26 protein-coding genes are annotated in these 21,231 nt (G+C 55.8%); 23 read left to right on the top strand and 3 right to left on the bottom strand.

Annotated features, from left to right (window positions below; translation table 11 throughout):
- Window positions 1–26 precede the first annotated feature (26 nt).
- From HRQ63_RS15850 to HRQ63_RS15840, 3 genes are all read right to left on the bottom strand, one after another.
- The gene (locus HRQ63_RS15850) at window positions 27–614 is read right to left on the bottom strand and encodes a hypothetical protein (protein ID WP_172245456.1); all 588 of its coding nucleotides are present in this window, start codon (window positions 612–614) and stop codon (window positions 27–29) included.
- Window positions 615–778: 164 nt separating this feature from the next.
- A complete protein-coding gene (locus tag HRQ63_RS15845; protein WP_172245454.1) occupies window positions 779–2,569 on the bottom strand; it encodes an alpha-glycosidase in 1,791 nt (596 codons plus the stop codon).
- A gap of 195 nt (window positions 2,570–2,764) precedes the next feature.
- Window positions 2,765–3,148, bottom strand: a complete 384-nt coding sequence (locus HRQ63_RS15840; RefSeq protein WP_172245452.1) for a hypothetical protein — start codon at window positions 3,146–3,148, stop codon at window positions 2,765–2,767.
- Window positions 3,149–3,420: 272 nt separating this feature from the next.
- Here HRQ63_RS15840 and HRQ63_RS15835 point away from each other — a divergent pair, with 272 nt between their 5' ends.
- From HRQ63_RS15835 to HRQ63_RS15755, 23 genes are all read left to right on the top strand, one after another.
- Complete coding sequence (locus HRQ63_RS15835; protein WP_172245450.1) at window positions 3,421–4,098, top strand: response regulator transcription factor; 678 nt, start codon at window positions 3,421–3,423, stop codon at window positions 4,096–4,098.
- A complete protein-coding gene (locus tag HRQ63_RS15830) occupies window positions 4,095–5,636 on the top strand; it encodes a sensor histidine kinase (RefSeq protein ID WP_172245448.1) in 1,542 nt (513 codons plus the stop codon). The genes HRQ63_RS15835 and HRQ63_RS15830 overlap by 4 nt, the downstream gene beginning before the upstream one ends.
- Window positions 5,637–6,099: 463 nt before the next feature.
- Window positions 6,100–6,996 (top strand): ABC transporter ATP-binding protein, encoded by an 897-nt coding sequence (locus HRQ63_RS15825; protein ID WP_172245446.1) that lies wholly within the window; start codon window positions 6,100–6,102, stop codon window positions 6,994–6,996.
- Entirely contained in the window at window positions 6,993–8,291 is a 1,299-nt protein-coding gene (locus HRQ63_RS15820; protein ID WP_172245444.1) for an ABC transporter permease, read from the top strand. The genes HRQ63_RS15825 and HRQ63_RS15820 overlap by 4 nt, the downstream gene beginning before the upstream one ends.
- Window positions 8,292–8,345: 54 nt before the next feature.
- Window positions 8,346–9,455: a site-2 protease family protein gene (locus tag HRQ63_RS15815; RefSeq protein ID WP_172245442.1), complete on the top strand. Its 1,110-nt coding sequence runs from the start codon at window positions 8,346–8,348 to the stop codon at window positions 9,453–9,455.
- 352 nt (window positions 9,456–9,807) lie between these two features.
- A complete protein-coding gene (locus HRQ63_RS15810) occupies window positions 9,808–12,207 on the top strand; it encodes a hypothetical protein (protein ID WP_172245440.1) in 2,400 nt (799 codons plus the stop codon).
- Between the two features lie 26 nt (window positions 12,208–12,233).
- Window positions 12,234–13,553 (top strand): daptide-type RiPP biosynthesis aminotransferase, encoded by a 1,320-nt coding sequence (gene mpaD / locus HRQ63_RS15805; protein ID WP_172245439.1) that lies wholly within the window; start codon window positions 12,234–12,236, stop codon window positions 13,551–13,553.
- 162 nt (window positions 13,554–13,715) lie between these two features.
- Entirely contained in the window at window positions 13,716–13,838 is a 123-nt protein-coding gene (locus HRQ63_RS26210) for a hypothetical protein (protein ID WP_268239474.1), read from the top strand.
- A 21-nt stretch (window positions 13,839–13,859) separates the two neighbouring features.
- Entirely contained in the window at window positions 13,860–14,012 is a 153-nt protein-coding gene (locus HRQ63_RS15800; RefSeq protein WP_156950967.1) for a hypothetical protein, read from the top strand.
- 48 nt (window positions 14,013–14,060) lie between these two features.
- A complete protein-coding gene (locus tag HRQ63_RS15795) occupies window positions 14,061–14,198 on the top strand; it encodes a daptide-type RiPP (RefSeq protein WP_172245438.1) in 138 nt (45 codons plus the stop codon).
- A gap of 21 nt (window positions 14,199–14,219) precedes the next feature.
- On the top strand, window positions 14,220–14,345 hold the full coding sequence (locus HRQ63_RS26205; RefSeq protein ID WP_268239473.1) for a daptide-type RiPP: 126 nt from the start codon (window positions 14,220–14,222) through the stop codon (window positions 14,343–14,345).
- 41 nt (window positions 14,346–14,386) lie between these two features.
- A complete protein-coding gene (locus HRQ63_RS26200; protein ID WP_268239471.1) occupies window positions 14,387–14,512 on the top strand; it encodes a daptide-type RiPP in 126 nt (41 codons plus the stop codon).
- 72 nt (window positions 14,513–14,584) lie between these two features.
- Window positions 14,585–14,710 carry a daptide-type RiPP gene (locus tag HRQ63_RS26195; protein WP_268239472.1) on the top strand — a complete coding sequence of 42 codons (126 nt, stop codon included), beginning with the start codon at window positions 14,585–14,587 and terminating at the stop codon, window positions 14,708–14,710.
- 48 nt (window positions 14,711–14,758) lie between these two features.
- On the top strand, window positions 14,759–14,896 hold the full coding sequence (locus HRQ63_RS15790; protein ID WP_169833756.1) for a daptide-type RiPP: 138 nt from the start codon (window positions 14,759–14,761) through the stop codon (window positions 14,894–14,896).
- A gap of 41 nt (window positions 14,897–14,937) precedes the next feature.
- Window positions 14,938–15,063, top strand: coding sequence for a daptide-type RiPP (locus tag HRQ63_RS26190; RefSeq protein WP_268239471.1), 126 nt, complete (start codon window positions 14,938–14,940; stop codon window positions 15,061–15,063).
- A gap of 29 nt (window positions 15,064–15,092) precedes the next feature.
- Entirely contained in the window at window positions 15,093–15,218 is a 126-nt protein-coding gene (locus HRQ63_RS26185) for a daptide-type RiPP (RefSeq protein ID WP_268239470.1), read from the top strand.
- An 86-nt stretch (window positions 15,219–15,304) separates the two neighbouring features.
- On the top strand, window positions 15,305–15,442 hold the full coding sequence (locus tag HRQ63_RS15785) for a daptide-type RiPP (RefSeq protein WP_169833756.1): 138 nt from the start codon (window positions 15,305–15,307) through the stop codon (window positions 15,440–15,442).
- A gap of 183 nt (window positions 15,443–15,625) precedes the next feature.
- The gene (gene mpaP, locus HRQ63_RS15780) at window positions 15,626–16,756 is read left to right on the top strand and encodes a daptide biosynthesis intramembrane metalloprotease (RefSeq protein WP_308809926.1); all 1,131 of its coding nucleotides are present in this window, start codon (window positions 15,626–15,628) and stop codon (window positions 16,754–16,756) included.
- 38 nt (window positions 16,757–16,794) lie between these two features.
- Window positions 16,795–17,628: an SDR family NAD(P)-dependent oxidoreductase gene (locus HRQ63_RS15775; RefSeq protein ID WP_172245436.1), complete on the top strand. Its 834-nt coding sequence runs from the start codon at window positions 16,795–16,797 to the stop codon at window positions 17,626–17,628.
- Between the two features lie 43 nt (window positions 17,629–17,671).
- Entirely contained in the window at window positions 17,672–18,493 is an 822-nt protein-coding gene (gene mpaM / locus HRQ63_RS15770; RefSeq protein ID WP_172245435.1) for a daptide-type RiPP biosynthesis methyltransferase, read from the top strand.
- Window positions 18,493–19,074: a TOMM precursor leader peptide-binding protein gene (locus tag HRQ63_RS15765; RefSeq protein WP_172245434.1), complete on the top strand. Its 582-nt coding sequence runs from the start codon at window positions 18,493–18,495 to the stop codon at window positions 19,072–19,074. Before mpaM ends, HRQ63_RS15765 begins: the two co-directional genes overlap by 1 nt.
- On the top strand, window positions 19,071–20,414 hold the full coding sequence (locus HRQ63_RS15760; RefSeq protein WP_172245433.1) for a YcaO-like family protein: 1,344 nt from the start codon (window positions 19,071–19,073) through the stop codon (window positions 20,412–20,414). Before HRQ63_RS15765 ends, HRQ63_RS15760 begins: the two co-directional genes overlap by 4 nt.
- 14 nt (window positions 20,415–20,428) lie before the next feature.
- Window positions 20,429–21,160 (top strand): nitroreductase family protein, encoded by a 732-nt coding sequence (locus HRQ63_RS15755; RefSeq protein ID WP_172245432.1) that lies wholly within the window; start codon window positions 20,429–20,431, stop codon window positions 21,158–21,160.
- Window positions 21,161–21,231: the final 71 nt, after the last annotated feature.

The raw sequence follows: 21,231 nt of genomic DNA, 5'->3' as shown, positions 1-21,231 counted from the left end.
GCCGGTCAAAAGACGTTCGCTTCGTCCTATTGAACGAAGGCATAGTAAACGACGACAAGGCCTTTCCTGTTCCGCTTTTCGTCGCGCGCCTTCGATTCTCTCCGGGCTTCGTCGTACGAAAAGTCTCCGTCCTGCCCGGTTTGATGGGCAAGCCGCAGCAGAAGGGAAGCGAGCAGCGGATAATCCTTGAGTATTGTATTGACCGTATGGCTTCCTCCGGGATAATGCAGGACAAGAAAGCCGTTGCGTTCTTCGACATTCATATGGGCCACGGAAAATTCGGTCCATTTCGCATGTTCCCGAAAGCGAATCCGATCCGGTTCGACGATGAAGCGGAATTGCCGCCCGGCGTAAATCAGGTAAGCGCCGAGAAGGACGAACAGGGCGCCGATCACGACGGGGAGCCACAGGACGTAGAGATTGTTGCTGTCCTCGGCATACAGATAAAAACCGGCAGCGATAAAAGAAATGCCCATTGCGATGCCCAGAACGGCGAGCGCGTAACCTCCCCCGGAGATGCGGAATTCGGCCGGGAACGAAGTGCGCTCCAGCAGATCGGGATCTTCGTTTCGACGGGCGGCCAGACGCTTCATTACGCTGGAAGACAAGGACATATCGGATTCTCCTTTTCGACGGAAGATTAGGTTCTTTAGTGGGATCATCTTTCGATTACCCGTAAAGCCGAAATGGAACGCGAAAAGCCCGGACAAACGGAAAACTCCGTTCGGTCCGGGCTTTTATGCGTTGAAGCATGTTGGGCTTTACCTTTTACATCGCGTTACTCCGCCTTCAAGACCGCATACCCGTAAGCCGGCAGCTCGACGGTCAACCGTCCTTTTTTCGCGTCGAGGCGGTCTTCCGCTTTGAGCGAAGGCTTGACGCCGCCCGCAGCCAGCACGCTCCAGGCTTCGGCCGTCGTTTTTTCGCTGCCGCCGTTCGCGTCGATCTCGACCGTCTGAGGCTTGTCCGACGCGTTCAGCGCGACGATCAGCGTCGACTCTTCGTCTTCGCGGCGGTAAGCGAGCGTATGTCCGCCTTCTTCCGCGTGCAGAACGTCGAAGCGTCCCGTGCGCAGCGCCGCATATTCGTGCCGCAGGCCGATCGCCGTTTTATAGAATTCGTGCAGGTCGCGGTCCTGTTTCGACTCGTCCCACTCCATGCACTTGCGGCAGTCCGGATCGGCTCCGCCGTCGATGCCGATCTCGTCGCCGTAGTACACGCACGGCGTGCCGGGATACGTCATCTGAATAGTGACGGCCAGCTTCAGCTTGTTTTTATCGCCGCCGGCAACGGTCAGTATCCGCTCCGTATCGTGGCTGTCCAGCAGGTTGAACGCGGCCTGGCTCACCGGCAGCGGATAACGCGCCAGCTGCTTGGACAGCGAGTAGGCGAATTTTCGCGCATCCGTTTTGCCGAGCGCGACGAAGTCGCGGACCGCGTACGTGAACGGATAGTTCATCGCGGAATCGAACTGGTCGCCCTGCAGCCACGGCGTCGCTTCGTGCCAAAGCTCGCCGACGATGTACGCTTCCGGGTTGGCTTCTTTGACCACCGTCTGGAACTCGCGCCAGAAGCGGTGATCCACCTCGTCCGCCACGTCCAGCCGCCATCCGTCGAAGCCGACTTCGCCGATCCAGTAACGCGCGGCTTCGAGCAGGTATTTTTTGACCTCGGGATGTCCCGTGTTGAATTTCGGCATGTTCGGCTCGAAGCTGAAGGTCTCGTAGCTCGGGATGCCGTCCTTGACCTCGATCGGGAACTCGCGGACGTGGAACCAGTCGGCATACGCGGAATCCGCGCCGTTTTCTTTCACGTCGACGAACGGCTTGAACGTTTTTCCGGAGTGGTTGAATACCGCATCCAGCAGAACCCGGATTCCTCGGCCGTGGCATTCTTCGATCAGCTGCTTGAGCGTGTCGATATCGCCGAAATGCGGGTCCAGCTTCAAGTAATCCTGCGTATCGTATTTATGGTTGCTCGGCGCTTCGAAGATCGGGGTGAAGTAGATCGCGTTGATGCCCAGATCCGCGATATAGTCCAGATGCTGCCGCACGCCTTCCAGGTCGCCGCCGAAGAAGCTGTCCACTTCGGGCTTGCCGCCCCACGGCTGCACGTTTTCTGGATCGCGCGACGGATCGCCGTTGGCGAAACGTTCGGGGAAGATCTGATAAAAGACGGCGTTTTTGGCCCACTCCGGCGTCTTGATAATGTCTTCGGGATTAATATAGGCGATTTCGTAGAAATCGTCGGACGACGTGCGTTCCGTATGGTGGAAGCCGTCCTCGTTCATCCATACCGTCTCGCTGCCGCTCTCCAGTTTGAATCCGTATTTCAGGCGGCGGTACGGAGGTTTGGCTTCGCATTCCCAATAGTCGAACAGCTCGTCGGACGCGAATACGCGCATCGGAATCTCTTCTTTCGTCCGGTCCCAAGCGTATTTGTCTCCGCCGATCACGAAGATCCGCTCCACGTCGCTTTTTTTCGTGCGGATTCGCAGGTGAATCGTCTCTTTGTCTACCGTGTAGGCCCAGTTCATTTTCGGCCGGTGTTCGATCGCTTCAAGCAGCATGAGATAAATCCCCCTCGAGTTGTTGGAATAGTGGAATGATGAATGGCGCGCATGCACCGACAAGATGGTATACCCGTGAAAAGGGAAACGAGAAACAGAGCGGAGGCCGCAAAAAAGCAGGCACAAGAAAAAGACCCGTTCCCCAACCGCGCATGGCAGGGGGACGAGCCGGAAAGACGTCTTTTGATTCGACTGCTATAGAGGCATCAGATCCCGGTTTTTGGCCGATTTGCGGCATTCGTTGCATACGCCGACCAACTTGCCGTATTCATCGACGTAGAAGCCTACCGTGTCGCTTTTCTTTTGGCAGCGGGTGCAGGATTGCAGGCGCGCATCGCCGTTTTTTGGAGTGAACCCGCGAATTTCCGCGCCGGAAACCGAGCCGGCTTTTCGCTTGGGCACGTCGGTCCGGATCGGATTCAGCGAGGCTTCCCGCATTTTGCGTCGGCGGGCGGCGGCCAGATCGACGATGTTGCTTGTCTTTTTACGCATGAGCTTCGAACGGACAAGGAGCCAGGCGGCGGTCGCACCGGCCAGTGCGGCAGCTGCGAGCAGCAGCGTGATGGTGATCGGCGTCATGACGGGGTTCCTCCTCGGATCATGGGATGGAAGATTATATTCAAGCAGCGAAGTGGACGGAATGGAGAATGAATGTCGGGAAATAAGCGAAAACAGTACTTGTTATTACCCGGGTCCACAGCTGCAAGAAACGAGATTTTTAGCGAAAAAGAAGATTAAGATAACGCTTCCAATGTGCCTGAAAGCACAAATGCTGGTATCATGGACGCAAGGCGGCGCAAAGGCGAATCAAGCTTCTTTTCCGAAGCGCCGAAAACGGGAGGATTCTGTCTGTGACTAAAAAAACGGTACTCTATATCGAAGACGAGCGTCAGATCGGCGAGTGGGTCGTGCGCAACCTCGAAGAGCGCGGCTACGGCGTAGTCTGGCTGGAAAGCGGCGACGGCGCGTCCGATGCGGCCGGAGCATGCGATGCGGCGGTATTGGACATCATGCTGCCGGGACTGGACGGTTTTACGGTCGGTCAGCGCCTGAAGCGCGACCATCCGTCACTGCCCGTAATGATGTTATCGGCTCGAACGGCCATAGATGATAAGCTCGAAGCGCTGCGATTTGCCGACGATTATTTGACCAAGCCTTTTCACCCGGACGAATTGGCGGCGCGGATCGAAGTCATGCTGCGGCGAACCGGTCCGGCAGAGCCGGAAGCTCGCCGGATCGGGCATTTATTGGTGCATGAGCACGAGAATCGGATCGAAGACGCGCAAAGCGGCGAAGAGATTCCGCTGACGGGCAAACAATTTCATATCTTCATGTATTTCCTGCGCCATCTGGGACAAATCCTGACGAAAGAACAGATTTATGAAGCGGTATGGGGAGAACCTTACATCGACGGAGACAAGACCTTGATGGTGCATATTCGATACCTGCGGGAAAAAATCGAACGCGATCCCGGCAATCCGGAGATCGTGGAGACCATTCGAGGGATCGGATATCGGGTGCGGGGATGAGGCGGCGCAAAGGATCGACTGAAAAATTTCGTCATTCGTTAATGGCCCGTTATCTGATGCTGATCGGTTTTGCCATTTTCCTGCTGCCGATGATTTTGATCTTCGTGATGGTGATTTATCTGGGCTACACGTATTTCGTTTGGCAGCCGGGTCGCCAGGAAGTCGAACCGGATCGGCAGTATGTTTCGTTGTCGGCCCTGGAGGAGGGCTGGCATCAACTGGCGGCTGCGCTGGATGGAGCTTCGGCGGAAGAAATCGTGAAGTCGCTTGAGGCTTTTCGCGTCAAAAATCCGTTGATCTCGGTCGCCGCCGTCGATGCGGAAGGCCGCACGATCCTGGAAGACCCGCAGCAATCGGGAATCCCTGATGTGTGGACGCCCGGCTGGACAGCCGAGTACATGAAGCGCGCAACCGCCTACGATTCCCGCAGTTTTTCCGTCGTCGCCTTTATCGGAGAGGGAGAAGACCGCATGCGTGATGCCCGGCAGGGCTTCTTGGTTGCCGAGATCTTGCGCGAGCATATGGATACGAACGTGCCTGACCAAAACGACAGATTCCCGCAAATCGTAGCGATATCCTTGTTCCTGCTGTTGTTGGTGTCGTTCGCCTTCATGTCCTGGGCATTCTTCTACCGGATTCGCAAACGGCTGATTCGTCTGCAGGAAGCCATGACAGCCTACGATGAAGCCGGTCTTCCTTTGCCGGTCGGTCCCGGCAAGCATCGAGACGAAGTGGCGGCGTTGGAAGGGACGTTCAACACCATGGTGCATAAACTGCGCGACAGCCGCGAACGCGAGCGGGAAGAAGAAGAACTGCGCAAAAAGCTGATCGCCAATCTGTCGCATGATCTTCGAACTCCGCTGACCGTCATTCGCAGCCATGCCTATTCGCTGGAAAGCGAACCTTTGGGCGAACGCGGCCAAGAATCGCTGCGGCTGATGTCGCGCAAGCTGGACGACCTCGGCGGACTGATCGACAATTTGCTGTCCTACACCCTGATCGCCGCCGGCCGTTACCCGATGCGCTTGGAGGAAACCGACATTCTCCGCATCGTCCGAACCGCCGCCGCGCAATGGTATCCGGTATTCGAAAAAGAAGGCATGGAAGTCGACGCCGACCTGCCCGACGAAGCGCTGCTCTGGAACGTCGACCGAGAATGGTTCGTCCGGATCCTCGACAATCTGTTCCAAAACGCCGTCCGTCACGCGAAAGAAGGACGATACATCGGCCTGTCGCTCGGCGAAGCCGACGATCGCGGAGCCCGTCCGCTGCTGATCCGAGACAAAGGCCCGGGCCTTCCTTCGTTCGGCAATCTCGCGGCAGCGTCTGCGGTGTCCGGCGCGACGCGCGAAGCATCTGATGCGTCCGATACGAATACGCCCGGGAAAGCAGACTCCGTAAAGCCGGAGACCCGGCGCAGTCCTTCTGCCGGAGCCGGCATCGGTCTATCTATCGTAGACCTCATGATCCGCGAAATGGACATGAGCTGGAGCATCGACGGCAGCCCCGACGGAACCGTGATCGCCATCTATCCTTAACTCGGTAACTTGGTTCAAATTTATGTACACAGGGATGCAGGGGATCGGATGAGATCGATAGGGTCTTCATGAGTTTCTGAAAAGTACCATTCCGAAGCGTGCCTACTGCGGCACGCTTTTTTGCTGTCTGTCTTTTTTTAGCACAATGAGCACACCTCTATATACACTCGTAAGCACACCTATACACAGCTCGAACCCTGGACCGCCCCAAAAATCCCGAACTGTTTTTTTACCCTTGAAAATGCTGCAACCGCGCGGTTTTTTCTGCTTTCCTGTCGGTGTGTTTTTCCGGCTCGATCCTCTTTTTTTATCCAAACCGTTGACAAAATCCCCCTCCTGCAAATATAGTGTGCATATAGACATACACACTAATCACTCTAGATACACACCTGAATTTCACCTACACGCTTCATTCGCATTTATACATGGCGCAGACGCGCATCACTCGAAGGGAGAGAACGGGATGACATTGGAAATCAGACATTTGGGCAAACAATACGGCGAGGTAAAAGTAGTGGACGATATATCGCTGACGGTCAAATCCGGCGAAGCTTTCGGGCTGCTGGGAGGGAACGGAGCAGGGAAAACGACGACGATCCGCTCGGTGCTGGGATTGTTGGAACATGAACGCGGCGAGGTGCTGTGGAACGGCAAGCCTTTTCTGAGCAATCGTCCGAGCGTCGGTTATCTGCCGGAGGAGCGCGGATTGTATCCGAAAGAGACGGTGAGCGAGCAGCTGATCTATCTGGCGCGGCTGGAAGGGATGAAGAAAGCGGCGGCGCAGAGCGCACTGAAGACTTGGTTGGAGCGTCTCGGCATCGCGGAACACGAACACAAGCGCGTCGAGCAGTTGTCGAAAGGCAATCAGCAGAAAGTGCAGATTATCTCGGCGCTGATCCACGATCCCGACTTGGTCATTCTGGACGAACCGTTCAGCGGACTCGATCCGGTCAACGCGGACATGCTCGCTTCGGTGGTGAAAGAACAGATCGCGAAAGGCAAAGCGTTGGTCTTCTCCAGCCACCAGATGATGCAGGTCGAGCAGTTCTGCGAGCAGATTTGCATTTTGAAAAGAGGCCGGGTGCAGATCGACGGACGCCTGTCCGAGATCAAGCGCTCATACGGACGCAGCAATCTGATTCTGCGCAGCGAAGCGGATCTGATGCCGTTTCTGGAAACGCGCGGCCTGACCGACATTCGCCGGGATGCGCAGGAATGGACGCTCAAGGTGAACAACGAAGCGCAGGCGCACGAACTGATGCACGAACTCGGACAGGCGGGCGTGCCGATGCTCAAGTTCGAACTGAAGGAACCGTCGCTGCATGAAATCTTTATTGAAAAGGTGGGGGAAGCGGTATGAGATCATTCGGAATCGTATTCGGCTATTCGTTCAAGGAACGGGTTCGTTCCAAATCGTTTTTGTGGATGACGGTGCTGCTTATCGCGCTGATTGCGGCGATCGTGCTTATTCCGAGACTCACGGGCGGAGGAACGTCGACGCAAGGAACGGTTGCGGTCGTCAATACCACCTCGCTGCCGGTCGATGCGGAGGGACTGGGAGCTTCCGTATCTCCATTGTACGAATGGAAGATCGTGCAGGAGAGCGAGCAGGCCGAACAAGCGAAATTGCTGCAAAATGAAGAACTGTCCGCGATCGTCGCGATTGCGCCTGCGGCCGAAGCGTCGGCGGCTCCGCAAATCACGTTGTCGGTGAACCGTCAGGAAGATGTTCCGTTCGCGCCGAATCTATCGGCTTACGTAGAACGGTTGAACGTGGAGGAACGCGTCGAAGCGCTCGGCTTGTCTTCGGAGCAGGCGGCTTCGGTTACGGCCCGGCCTTCCTTGGAACTGAACGAGTTGAACGCCGGAGGCAAGTCGTTCACCCAGACTTACATGCCGGTCTATGCGCTGCTTACCCTGATGTTCTTCATGATCTATCTGTTCGCGGGCAACGTCGCCACTTCGGTCTCGGTCGAAAAAGGCTCGCGCATTCAAGAGATTCTCATTACGAAAGTCAGCCCCGGTCAACTGCTGGCAGGCAAGGTGTTCGGCGTCGGCGTAGCGGGAATTCTCCAGTTTGCCATTATCGCGGGCTTCGGCGTGCTGCTGATGAGTTTCGGCGGAACGGGAGAAGCGCTGTCGATCGGCAGCTTGTCTATCGACCTATCGATTCTGGGCGGTCAGACTCTGGTTGTTGCGGCTGCATTGTTTATCCTCGGCTATTTCTTCTATGCGACGTTGTTTGCGGCGGCGGGTTCGATGGTCAGCCGGAGCGAAGAGTTGAATCAGGCGATGATGCCGGTGTCGATGCTGCTTATGGCGTGCTTTATCGTCGCTTTGATGATCTTGGCGAATCCAAACGGAACATTGGCTGTCGTTTCTTCCTATATTCCGTTCTTGACGCCGATGGTTCTGCTAACCCGCGTAGGCGCAGGCGAACCTGCTTTGCTGGAAATCGTGCTTCCGATCGTGATCCTGGCCGTATCGACGCTGTTGGTCGGTTGGCTGTCGGGCAAAGTTTACCGTAACGGCGTGCTGCTCTACGGACAGAAGCCTTCCTTGGGCATGATGTTGAAAATGCTCGGCTCCGCAGGAAATAAAGCTTCCCGAACCAAGATCGCGCCTTCCAAAGGCCAAGCCAAAGACGCGGTTTAACGAACAGCAACGATGCAGCAGGGGTAATGAGGGTGAAGGAAAGGAGTGCGGCTTATGTTCAGAAAAGTGTTTCCGTTGTTGATCGGAGCGGCTGTAGGCGCGCTGGTTGCTACCGTCGCCGTTCGTCTCGGGAGAGAAGGGATTGCAGGAAATGCTGCTCTTGAGTCCGCGACCGGACCGGCTTTCGGAGGCTGGCATCCGGCTGTCGTGATCCTCGGCGCCGCCGCGATGGCGATGATCGCGATTCTGATTCATGAGTTTGGGCATATCCTTGGAGCGGTTATGGTCCGCAGCCGAGTGACCCGATTATATTGGGGACCGTTAATCTGCCTATTCCCCGAACGGCGTATCCGATTCGCGTTCCGCAATCGTTATTTCTTCGGTGCCATGCAGACGGATATGCAGGCTTACCATGATGAAGCTTCGTTTGCCCGGGGTATCCGGGCGCAGCGGATCGTCAATGCGGCAGGACCCGCGTCCAGCCTGATTACGGGCCTGGTCGCTTACGGATTTTCCGCAAGCCCGTGGAGCGTCGCCGGCATTTACGCGCTGCTATCCGTCGGGATCGGACTTGCCACCTTGTTCAGCGACGGAGTGAACGCGATCCTGCTCGGCCGTCGCAACCACGCATTGGTCAGCGGGTGGACGATGTTGCTCCAAGATCAGCGAATGGACGAGCAGAAGCTGAAGTTTTTAAATGCGGCGAGCAAGCTCTATTTGCAGGAGCTTGCTGCCACCTCCGCTCCTGCAAAAGGACGCGAGACTCATGACCTGTTCCTGGTCTATTACGTCAAGCTGATGGACGGAGAGACCGCGCGCCAACCTGCCGCTAAGCGGTTGATCGAAGAAACAAAGGCCGCCTGGTCTGCGGCGATTCCCGCCAAACTGTCCAAACCGAGACGCGATACGCTGGTCATGGTACTGGCGGAAGAGGTCGTGCGTTTATGCGGGGACGGTTTGCGGGAAGAAGCCGAGCAGTTATATGCAGAGATCGGCGGACGCTCGGCCAAGCCGTCGCCGCTGCTGCTCAAAGCCCGCGCTTTTATAGAAGGAACTGAAAATTCCGCTCGCGAGTATGTGCAGTCGGTTCGTGCCATGCACAGCGATCTGGCTTCTTACGGGGCGTTGATTGCGCAGGAAGAGCGCCGAATGGCGCAAGCATGAGTCAGACTTAACGACAGTTTGAAGACGACCGCATATACGGTCGTCTTTTTGTTTTGAACTTCTATCCGCATCCCGCATCGAGTTGAGGTTCGTCTCTTCGCTCTGACCGCGATTCCGCACGCGACGCGTAACTTGCGGAGCCGCGCAAAAACCGCAAATATAGGCTGAATACAGCGCAAAGCATTTGTGGGAAAACCTTACATTCTTTTCGGTGAAATCCTTTTGAAACTGGTTTATGATGAAATCAAGCAAAAGGAACACAGACACGCCGCACCGAAACGGAACGCCGCCGAGCAAGCCGCAGCGCTCAGGTGAGGACGAATCACAGCCGAAGGTTAAGGAGGCGAAGCAATTGTACGGATTCACTTACGGAGAAGGCATTACACTTATTCATTTTAAACTCCAGTCTTCCAGACTGTACACAGCCGGTGAAAGCCTGAACTGCAGATACATAAGAGCGCATTTCAAAAGCCGGGGCGGCAACGCCGCGCAGTACATCGAAGCAAGCTTGGGAACGCTTCAGGATTGCGCCGAAGAGATCGAATCGTTCGGAAGCGCCGTTGTCGCCTTCGAAGTCGAACCGCAGACCTACTCGCTTTGCCGGGGGTTATGCAGAACGCTGAAACGATTGGACCCCGATATCCGAATCGTCTGGTTCGGAGAGTGGGTCGGAACGCTTCGGGATACGGACCCGGCGGATGCGGGCGCGGATGCTTTTGTTCTGGCCGAGCCCGAAAGCCGGCTATGGAAACTGTCCGAATCGGACAAAGAAAGCTGGCGAAGCGAACCGGGCTTAAAGCTTGCAGGCGAAGTTGATTTCGAAGACACGCACCAAGAAGCCTTTGCGGATCCGCAAGCCGGAATCGAACCAGACATGTGCCTGCTGGATCGTTTAAGTTCGCCGGATGCGGCCAAAGGTTCGGGATGTACGGTTCGTTGGGCCGATCTTCAAGGCGAAACTTCGCAAAGCAACGGACTGCGACGACATTCCGCAAGCCGATTTGCCAAGGAGCTTCAGCAAGAAGCGAACTGCGCAGCCTGCTCGCCAATGGTCGTGGAAGGCTTTGAGCTTGAGCCGTCGCCGCAACGCCTTCTTCAAGGGCTTGGCGTTTTGGAGCAGCATGCAACCGAGGCGGGGTTCGAGATTGCTTTGAGTCCCGAGCAGTTAGGTTGGATCGAACCTGAACGGTTAGAAGCCTTGAGCCTTGCGACGCTTGAACTCGTGGTAACGGATTCCGGCTCTCTCCGTTCGTCCGAGGTAAGAAATCGACTGACCGATTGGAAAAAGGCTAGGGCTGATGCAAGGCTTCGACTCAAACTCGACGAAAAAACGGTCTCATCCGAACAAGAAACGGCGTCTGCGCTCCGGGATTGGCTGACTGCCGGTTTGATCGGGCAGGGAGACTTGAACGTTCGCGTGAAAGGTCCGGGACGAACGGAGCTTCATGCCGAAATGGCAGACCTGTTATCGGCTTCGACGGTCGGCAGCGATCCGGCTTTGCTGAACGGTTATCTGGCCTTCAAAACGGGCCAATATCCGCCGCAAGCACTCGGAAGCGGAGTGAAGCACGTCGGAGTGTCCGAGGAGCATGTGGCAGGTCTTGCAGGGTTGGAGCCGGATCAGTTGATGGGAGTCAACAGCGCCTTCATTTTAAACAAAAACTCAGTTTGCAAGTCGGAAAAGGCAGAAAAATATATCGATATGGAGGGCGTCGTCAAGCAGTCTCGGGAATGGTACGGGCCTATCGACCATGAACTAGAGCAGCAGCGGCAGTACGTCCCTCACGTTCATGCGGAAATTCTTAATGCCGATGACCGAATGATGCGTTTGGAGATGAGCGAATTTGATTTCGGGTCTTCGGTCGAGATCGGACTAACGAATTATCGGGAAGCTTCTGAAACGGCCGATAAGGAGACTGCGAACGGACAAGGTTTGGAGATTTTACAGCTTGTCCAACCCGCCGACCTGGATGCTTTCATGGAAGACGTAGAAGCTTTCGAGCGCGAAGGCCGATTCCTTCGGGGCTATCAGGTACAAGGGTATGTCGCGGACAGTTGTCGATGGTCGGCTGCCGGACAATGCCCGATCAAGCAGCTTCCGCGCCTGTACACGGAAGCCGACGGCAAAGTTTCCGGCTGCGGAGGGTGCTCCGCCATCGGCCGAATCGGAGATTCTTATGACGCTTTGCAGCGCGAAGCGGCGGCAATCTCCACCCGCGAACAACTGCTGCGCGGCTGCGACGGCTGCGAAATCCGCGACACCTGCTCCAAATGCACCTTTTTGCCGGAGTACATGACCCGAAACCAATACTGCGATCTTCGCAAGCGCCATGTACTGCTGCACCGCTATATGCAGGTCGCGCAATTGCTCAAAGGACTGCGTCAATATACGGCGGCATTCCGCGATATCGATATCCGCGAAATCGGCGTATCGCTGCGAACCTGCACGCATGTACTGCCCGCTTCCTATCCGAGCGAAGGCGACGCGTGGGTACCGGACCATCTGTTTGTTCTGTTCGTCGGCGGTCAACCGCTGCTTTACCAGGCGAACGGAGGGAAACTGCTGAAACTGAGTCCGCTGATGGCCTTGGTGCTGGAAGCGGGGATCAAAGGGTTGTCCGAAATATCGCTCAGACGCGCGATTTCCGAAGTGTTCAAAGCCGACGAAGCGCAAGCCGAAACGGCAGCGCGCCAAGTGGGTCTCAAGCTGGACGAAATGGGCATCTTGCCCGCTTCGCGCAGAGCTTCTTAAAGCAAAAGATAAAAGGAGAATCGGCTATGTCTACGATGCAAAATACGCAAAAGGCGGTCTATCCGCTGATCCACCCGCTAAAAAACGTTCAGCTGGGCGAATCGTTTACTTCCCTGCTTGAAGGATCGGGCATCTATGTTCGCGACGAGAACGGAAAGCCTTATATCGACGGAATCAGCGGTCTATGGAATGTATCGCTCGGGTACGGACACCCCGGCATTCGGCAGGCGATCCTCGAACAACTCGACCGAATTCCGTTCGTGAACCTGGTCGATCAGACCAATCCGACCACGGTCAAATTCGCGCAAGAACTGTTGGCCCTGACGCCGGAGCGCCTATCCCGGGCGATCTACACCTGCACCGGTTCGGAATCGGCCGAGTTGGCGATCAAGCTGATGCGCAAATACCAGAGCCTGCGCGGACTGGAGCAAAAGCAAAATATCGTGGCGCTAAGCATTTCCTACCACGGCACGTATTACGGAGCGATGAGCGCAAGCGGGATCGACAGGGAGATTTCGCGGGGTTACGGTCCGAAGGTACCGGGATTCCTGTTCCACGATACGCCGTTCAGCAGCTTGGAGCGAGGCAGCGAAGACGAAGAACTGCGCGCGATTGAAGAGTTGTTTGAACGTGAAGGAGACCGGATTGCCGGAATGATTGTTGAGCCGATTATCGGCTCGGGCGGAACGATTCCTCTGCCGGATGCGTTTTTGCGAAAAATTCGGGAGCTGTGCGACCTGCACGGGGCGCTCCTTGCTTTTGACGAAGTCGCGACGGGAATGGGCAGAACGGGCCGCATGTTCGCTTTCGAACACAGCGGCGCCGTACCGGATATCCTTTGTTTGTCCAAAGGCATTAACAGCGGGTATTTGCCGCTTGGAGCCGTCCTGTTCAGCGAAGCGATTTACCGCGAATTCGCGGCCGCCAATCTGCATATCGAGCATTTGTCTACGCAAAATGGCAACCCGATTGCCTGCGCAGCCGGATTGGCGACGATTGAAGCTTTGAATCAACCGGGCATGCTGGAACATGTTTCCGAGATGGGAGAATTGCTGCGCGAACTTTTGAACGAAGAACTTGCGGATTGCCCGGCCTTTTTGGAAACGCGCGGCAAAGGCTTAATGATCGGCGTTGCGCTGCAAGATGATCTGGCGGGCGGCGTTTGCATGGAGGCCGAGCGTCTTTCCGCCTTGATCGGCCGGCTGAAGCAGCGGGGATTGATCGTGTATCCGTTCTATACGCCGGGCGTCACGACGGGATTCCATCTCTATCCTCCGTTCATCATTTCCGCCCAGGAAGTATCGAAGATCGTCGGTATTATCAAAAAAACGCTGGGAGGCAGGTGAGAAGCATGCAGCGTGACTATTCGTTCGATCCTTTGAAAGAAACGACGCTTTTCGGCGGCGAATATCCCGGCGATGAGCCGCTTAACGAGGCCGTGTTGTTCTAATTCATTTCCGGATATCCAAGAGTCTTAAAAGAGTTTATTTCGTGAAGGAGGTGAGAACATGGAAAAAGCTTGGAGCGTAAAAGCCGAAGAGTTGGAAACCGTAACGGCGCCGGCAGGCGGCATGTACATAGGCGGACCGATCATAGGCGTAATTGTCGGCGGATTGATCTCCCTGACCTAATATTCGAGGAGGAATAGGAAAATGAAAAAACTGCAAGCGTTGGACATCGAGCTGTTGGAAAATGTGGTGGCCCCGATCTATTCTGCTCCCGAAACCCTGATGCCGTTCCCTTCCGGAATCCCTTTCCCGGGTCTGGGAAGCGTGGCAGGCGGAATTCTCGTCGCTCTTACCTAAGTTCAAAGTAAGGCATATGCTCGATAAACCCTGAGGAGGAATATAAAAATGAATGAACAGCAAGCATTGGATCTAGAACTGTTGGAGAACGTGGAAGCGCCGGGAAACGCACGGGATTTCGTAACGGGCGTCATCGCCGGAGTAGGCATCGTAGGCGTCGGAGCAGGATTGGTTGCCTTAACTTAAAACCCAAAGGAGAGATTAACGATGGAAAACTTGTTGAACGTACAGATGGAAGAGCTGGAAGAAGTAGCGGCGCCGGGAGACGGAGCGTTCGTGGGCGGCGTGATTGTAGGCGTGATCGTAGGCGGCGGCCTGATCGCTTTTACGTAAACTGTCTTTTAAAAAACCAAACCTAAAAGGAGCGATTAAAAATGGAACAAAACAAGAATCTGATCGTCGAAGAACTGGAAGCTATGGATGCGCCGGGGTGGCAGGAAATCGGGACCGCTTTCGGTACGGGCATCGTCGTCGGCGGCGTAATTGTCGCCCTGACTTAAAGATTTCGCTTTTCTTTTCAACTAACACTCGTAACACTCAAAAACCAAATTCAATCAAAGGAGCGATTGATCATGGAAAATATGCTGAATGTACAACTGGAAGAATTGGAAGAGGTAGCGGCGCCGGGAGACGGAGCGTTCGTGGGCGGCGTGATCGTAGGCGTGATCGTAGGCGGCGGCCTGATCGCTTTTACGTAAGAATGCTTTTCGCAAAACAAAACCATTTAAACGAGGAGGAATTTTAAAATGAACGAAACATGCGCACTGGATTTGGAACTGTTGGAAAACGTCGAGGCCCCGGGAAGTTCGAGAGACTTCGTGGAAGGCGTCATTGCGGGAGTAGGCGTCGTAGCCGTCGGAGCAGGCCTGGTCGCTTTTACTTAAATCGTCGAATAAAAAACCAAACCCAAAAGGAGAGATTGAACATGGAACAAAACAAGAATCTGATCGTCGAAGAACTGGAAGCTATGGATGCGCCGGGCTGGCAAGAAATCGGGACCGCTTTCGGCACGGGAATCGTCGTCGGCGGCGTAATCGTAGCCCTGACTTAAACAAACGAAGCCGAAAGGAGCGATAAAAGATGGAAAGCATGCTGAACATGCAATTGGAAGAACTGGAAGAAATCGCGGCGCCCGTGAGCGGAGCGTTCGCCGGCGGAGTAGTCGTGGGCGTGATCGTGGGCGGCGGTCTGATCGCTTTTACGTAAAGAGTATTTTTGACAAACGCAAGATGCAAGGTCGGAAATACTCGTAACCCAAATTTGAAAAACAACCAACGAGGAGGAATTTTAAAATGAACGAAACATGCGCACTGGATCTGGAACTGTTGGAGAACGTCGAAGCGCCGGGAAGTTCGAGAGACTTCGTGGAAGGCGTTATTGCCGGAGTAGGCGTCGTAGCCGTCGGAGCGGGATTGGTCGCTTTCACTTAATCGCAAATACATTCGGCTTTCATTAACGCAGGATCGTGCAGGACATAGGGGGCTTATTCCGCCGCATCAGCGGCAGCCGTACGGCGGAAAGCCCCGTTCTTTTTCAACCGTTTCCCCGAAAATGCAGCATCGGCAAAGGAATGCGAATCGCGCATCTATTCCAAAGAGCGAAGGTGATGAAAATTGAGTCAAACAGCGGATTTTATCGAATTTCATGAATCTGAAAATAATTCTTTTACGATTAAACATAAATCATTGAACAAATACATCAAAGTCGGACGTCGGGAAGCGGAGTTTTTAAAACTCATGCTGAGCCAGCCGCAGGAAAGCGAGCGAGAACGTCTGTATGCCGGAGAATTGACCGCTCCCGAAAGACGTTACCTGGCCGCCAAATTCGAAGAATGGGGCTTTCTTCAAGCGGAAGCCGCAGAAGTTTCGGGCAAGAAAAAAGACATGACGCTGATCAAGCTTCTGCGCATCAATCCGGATGCCTGGCTGGAGCGAAGACTCGGGCTGATCCGCGTTCTGCTGCACCCGGTCGCGATCGGCGCTTATACGCTGCTGATGCTGGGCGCGCTGTACATGATGATGTCCGATCCCGGACTGGTTAACCGTTTGTCCCTTTCGGGGCTTGGCGTCAAAGAAGCAGTGATCCTTTATCTGATGATGGTCGCGACGACCGCTTTTCACGAAATGTCCCATGCGGCGGTCTGCAAGAAGTACGGCGGAAGCGTTCCGGAGACCGGAGTGATGCTGTTTTACTTCGGTCCGGCCATGTTCTGCGACGTCAGCTCGACGTACCTATTCAAAAAGAAGCGTCATAAACTGGCCGTTCTGTTTGCCGGAATCTACAGCCAATGGATGATGACGGCAATATCCGCGGCCGCATTCTACGGGTTGCTGCACGCGGGAATCGAAGTGCCTCTGCTGTTCTATTACTCGGTCGCCAACTTGGGCATGAGCCTGCTGAATTTGATTCCGCTGGTGAAATTGGACGGATATTGGATGCTGTCCCACTCGCTCGGGATCGTCAACCTCAGACAGAAAGCGTTTCGTTACGTCTTCGGCCGGCTGCTTCCCGGCAAAGAGAGCAATCGCAAGCCGGCACGTCCTTTCGAAATGGGAGTGCTTTTGCTGTACGGCATTGCGGCCGCCGCTTTCACTCCGTTGTTCTGGGGATGGGGCATCTATCAGTTGATCGATCGGTTGCAACCTTATATCGGCATCGCGTCATACGCAGTCGCTTTGGTTCTGCTCGCCATGTTGGCCGTGCATGCCATGAAGTTCTGGAAGACGCTGCGCGAGCCGGTCTGATTCCGGCTTGGAACCATGAATAGTCAGGAGGGGAAAGGATGAAGCGGAATACGGCTGAAATAAGGCTCGGGGATTCGCAAGAACAAGAAGGCGACTTGCCGGTTCGGAGCGTTGGAAGGTTGAGCGGCAAGAGGGTACTCGTGACGGGAGCCGGCAGAGGGATCGGCGCCAAGATAGCCGAAAGTTTTGCCAGAGAAGGAGCCTCGCTCGTGATCACGGAAGTTCCCGGCGAGATGGGACGCCTGAATGACGTTGCTGACGAACTGCGGCAGACCTACGGAAAAGAAATCGAAGGAATCATGCTTGATATTCGCAGCGACCAATCCATAACCGAATGTGCGAATAAACTGAAAACGGACGGATTGGACATTGATTACCTGGTGAACAATGCCGGAGTGAACATGCTGGTGCCGGCGCTTGAAGTCACGCCGAAGCAGTGGGATCAGATTATGGATATCAACTTGAAGGGCACTTTTTTCCTGACTCAGCAGATCGCCAAAGGAATGGTCAAGCGCCGAAGCGGTTCGATCGTCATGCTGGCTTCCCAACACGGCGTGGTCGCTAACGAGAATCGTGCGCCGTACTGCGCCAGCAAAGCGGGACTTGTTCATCTGACCAAGGCGTTGGCGCTGGAATGGGCCAAGTACGGAATTCGCGTCAATGCCGTGTCGCCGACTTTCGTTGCTACCGAAGCGAATCGCGAACACGTGGAAGATCCGAGATTCCGCCGAATGAGCCTGCCGAAAATTCCGCTGCGCAAGCTTGCCGTGCCTTCGGACATTGCGGAAGCCGTGCTGTTCTTGGCTTCGGATCAAGCGGGCATGATCACCGGACATAATCTGATCGTGGACGGCGGCTGGACGGTCGCCTAACGGCCGGATTTCGATAAGACCGACAAGAAAAGGGGAGAGGATTATGTATTTCGGAATTTTCAAAGAGCTGCGCAGCCTGAACCTGCCTGACAGTCACGATATGGACTTGTATGAAGGTTATTACTCGGAGTTCTACGAAGCGTTGACGGAACGGACCGAGTACGACGTCGAACTGCTGGCCGAGCAAGCCGAACGGGTTCGCGGCCAAGGACGGATTCTGGAGCTGGCTTGCGGTGCCGGGCGCGTGTTGATCCAACTGGCCCGACGCGGACATTCGACGCTCGGCTTGGATCTGTCGCCGGACATGCTGGCCTTGTACCGCCGCAAGAGCGTTAGGTTGCCGGAGAATGTTCGTGACCGTATCGAAGTCGGGCAAGCGGACATGACTTCGTTTGCGCAAGCCGAAAAGTTTCCGCTGATCGTGTTGTCGGCGACAAGCGTCAGTCTGCTGCCGGATATGGCTTCGGTGGAAAAAATGCTGGAAACGGTCTACGCGCATCTGGAGGAAGGCGGGCGGTTCGTGTTCGACTACGTCTACGAGAACAGCGAGCACAACCGCGAAATGCGCGACGGCAAAGTGGACGGCGTTACGATCGATCTCGGTCCCGATCATAAGCAGTTCGTATTGATGGGCGAGCACGAAGAGCACGACTCCCGCAAAGCGGTCATGAACTTTTACGCGGAAGTGGTGCAGGGCGGAAGCACGCGCCGTTACTTCGGTTCCACGTCCAAAAGGTTTTTCCCGGAAGCGCAAATTCTGGATTGCGTGAATCGCTCTTCCTTGAAACTGATCGAGACGCATACTTATCCCGCGGATCAGGCGCCCGTGCGCTGCCTGGTGCTTGAGAAAGGCAAGGTGAGCTGATGGGCGAATATTGGATTCTTCACGCCGAAGAAGATCGGGCGAAAGCCGAAAAGATCGGCGGCATGCTTCAAATCGCGGGACTGCCGGTTCGATGGACGGAGTCCCCGGACGAAGTACCGGAAGCGCCCGAATTGATGATCGCGATCGGCAGCGAGGAACGGCTTTCGGCCTGGAACGAGATCGCGAATAGCCGAGCGTTCAATTGGCTGCCGGTGCGTTTCAACCGCCTTGGAGGCAGCGTGGGTCCGCTGGTCATCCCCGGGGTTACCGCTTGCCGGGAATGCCTGAAGCGGCGCATGGCGTCGTTGTCCAGCCCCGATGTTCCGGAAGCGGCAGCCGGCTTCGAATTGTCTTGGCAGATTTTTGCCGGCATCGTCGCGCTTGAAGTCGCGAAGTGGTCCTCCCGGCATAAAAGCAGCTTCGCGCCGTTGACGCTTGGGCACTTGTTGGAATTCGACGCGTTCCATATCGAAGGCGAGTTGTCGGCGGTGCATCGCGTTCCGACCTGTACCGTATGCGGAGTGCGCCGTTCGGCTTCGCTGGCTGCGCAGCCGTGGACGGAAGCGGCGGTGCTCGCATGAGCCGTCAACTGATTCGCAGATCGTCGGCCGTCGGAACGGATGCCGGCGTGCCGAAAGCGTTGGCCGCAACGCTAGGCAGCCGGGGCGGGATCGTGAAAGGCTTGATGAATATCAATTCCGACGCGGAAGATCCCGAGCTTTTTTTGAGTCTGGCTATTCCGGGCAATCCCAAAGCCTTCGTTCCGGGCCAGGAAGGGCTGATCGACTTTTTTGCCAGCGGAATGGGACGCACGCCGGAAGAAGCGAATACGTCCGCCGTCGCGGAAGCGGTCGAACGCTATTGCGCGTCTTACGTGCAGCCCGATCGGACGGTCTTTGCTTCGTGGCGGGAGTTGGGCACGAATGCGCTGCATCCGAGCGAACTTCCTCTTTTCACGCAAGAGCAGCACGCGAAGCCGGGATTCCCGTACCGTCCGTTCACGGAAGACAGCCGCATAGGCTGGTTCGAGGCGTATAGTCTGACCCGTGGAAAGAACGTCTACGTGCCGGCCGCGCTGACCTGGGATTCTTACCGGCCGATCGCTCCGAACGAAGACGCGATTTGCTTCGGCCTCATGACCGGCTCCGCGGCCGGCTCGACCCTGGAGCAAGCCATGCTCGGCGGGCTGTTGGAAATCATCGAACGGGATTCGTTCATGATCATGTGGTACAACCGCTTGCAGATGCCGGGGATCGACTTGAACGGCTCCGCGCTGTTGAAACCGTTCGAAGCGCTGATGGACCAGCGGCGTTTCCGGCTTGATCTGGTGGATACGACTTCGGATATCGGCGTGCCTTCCGTCTTCGGCCTGCTGCATACCCGAGACAGGAAGGTCTCGTTCGGCGGCGCCGCCCGCAGCACGCTCGAGGAGGCCGCGTCCAAGACGCTGATGGAAATCAGCCAGCTGTACATGGGCAACAAAGCGCAAATTTACGCGTCCGGACTTCCCGAGCTGCAAGCGGACCAGATTGTCGATTACGGTCTGCGACTGCCTTATTACGAGCAGCCGAACGCGATGCGCGAGCTTGATTTCGCATGCGCCGCACCCAAGACGCGAAAGCTCGCCGCGAACCCGATCGACGGCAAGGCGTCCCATGCCGAGCAGTTGAAGCAGGTGCTTGACCGGCTTGCGGCGCGCGGATTGGAAGCGATCTGCGCGGACGTCACGACCGAAGACGCGAGAGCGCTGGGGCTGCATGTCGTCAAAATGATCGTACCCGGAACCGTGCAGCTTCCGCGAAGCGAGCATGAACGCCTGATCGGAAGCCGCCGCATTTTCGATGTTCCGGTCGGGACGGGTTACCGCGCATTCCCGATCGCGCCGACGGATTTGAATACGGCGCCCCACCCTTTTCCCTGAAAGGAGAATGCTTGATGAGTCTGAAATTTAACGATTGGAGATCCGAGCGCGAGCTGGATGAAGAACGTCTTTCGCTGACCTACCATGCCGGTTCTGCCCACCACCCCGAATTGGACGTGTTAATGAGATCTCGGATGAAAATGCTCGGCAACCTGTTTCGACACCTGAACGGTCAAGCTTCGTCGGACAAACGTTATTTCGGTTCGCCGGCGATTCCGCCGAGCGAAGCGGACATCCCGCCGGATCTGAAACAATGGTTGGACGCTTATGCCCGAACCGTGGCGTCGCATTCCGAAGTTCCTTTCGAGGAAATGCGCGTGCTGGAGCAAACTGCCGGATTCAAGCCCGATCAGTTGGAGCTGCACATGGTTTGCCGGAACGAAGAAGGGCAGCACCTTTGCTATCATATCGAAGAGCAAGGGCGGGAGTTGAAGTGCTGCGGCCGGCCTTGGAATATTTCGTTGCAAGATGCTTTTCCGCCGGGACTGCTGAGCGGCTCGCCGCGGGCGATCTGGTTCGTCGCTGCCAATTTGCACCGTTCGCATAAACTGCTCGGCGAACGGGGCTACCGCTATAGTCTGCTGGAAGCGGGAAGAATGGCGAAACAAGTGCAGAGCTGCGCGCCTCCAACAACGGATACGGCTCCGATTGCCACGTTTTATGACGACAGAGTGAATGAATGGCTGGGGTTGGACGGGATTTACGAAGTTGCGCTGGCCGCTGTCGTGCTGTACGACAAACCTTAATCGTATAGGAATCGCGCAGAAGATCTTTCCGAACGGGAAGGTCTTTTTTGCGTATTCCGGGTATATAAAGG

Source organism: Saccharibacillus endophyticus, from assembly GCF_013185185.1.
GTDB lineage: Bacteria > Bacillota > Bacilli > Paenibacillales > Paenibacillaceae > Saccharibacillus > Saccharibacillus endophyticus.
This window is presented reverse-complemented; position numbering and strand designations above follow the sequence as displayed.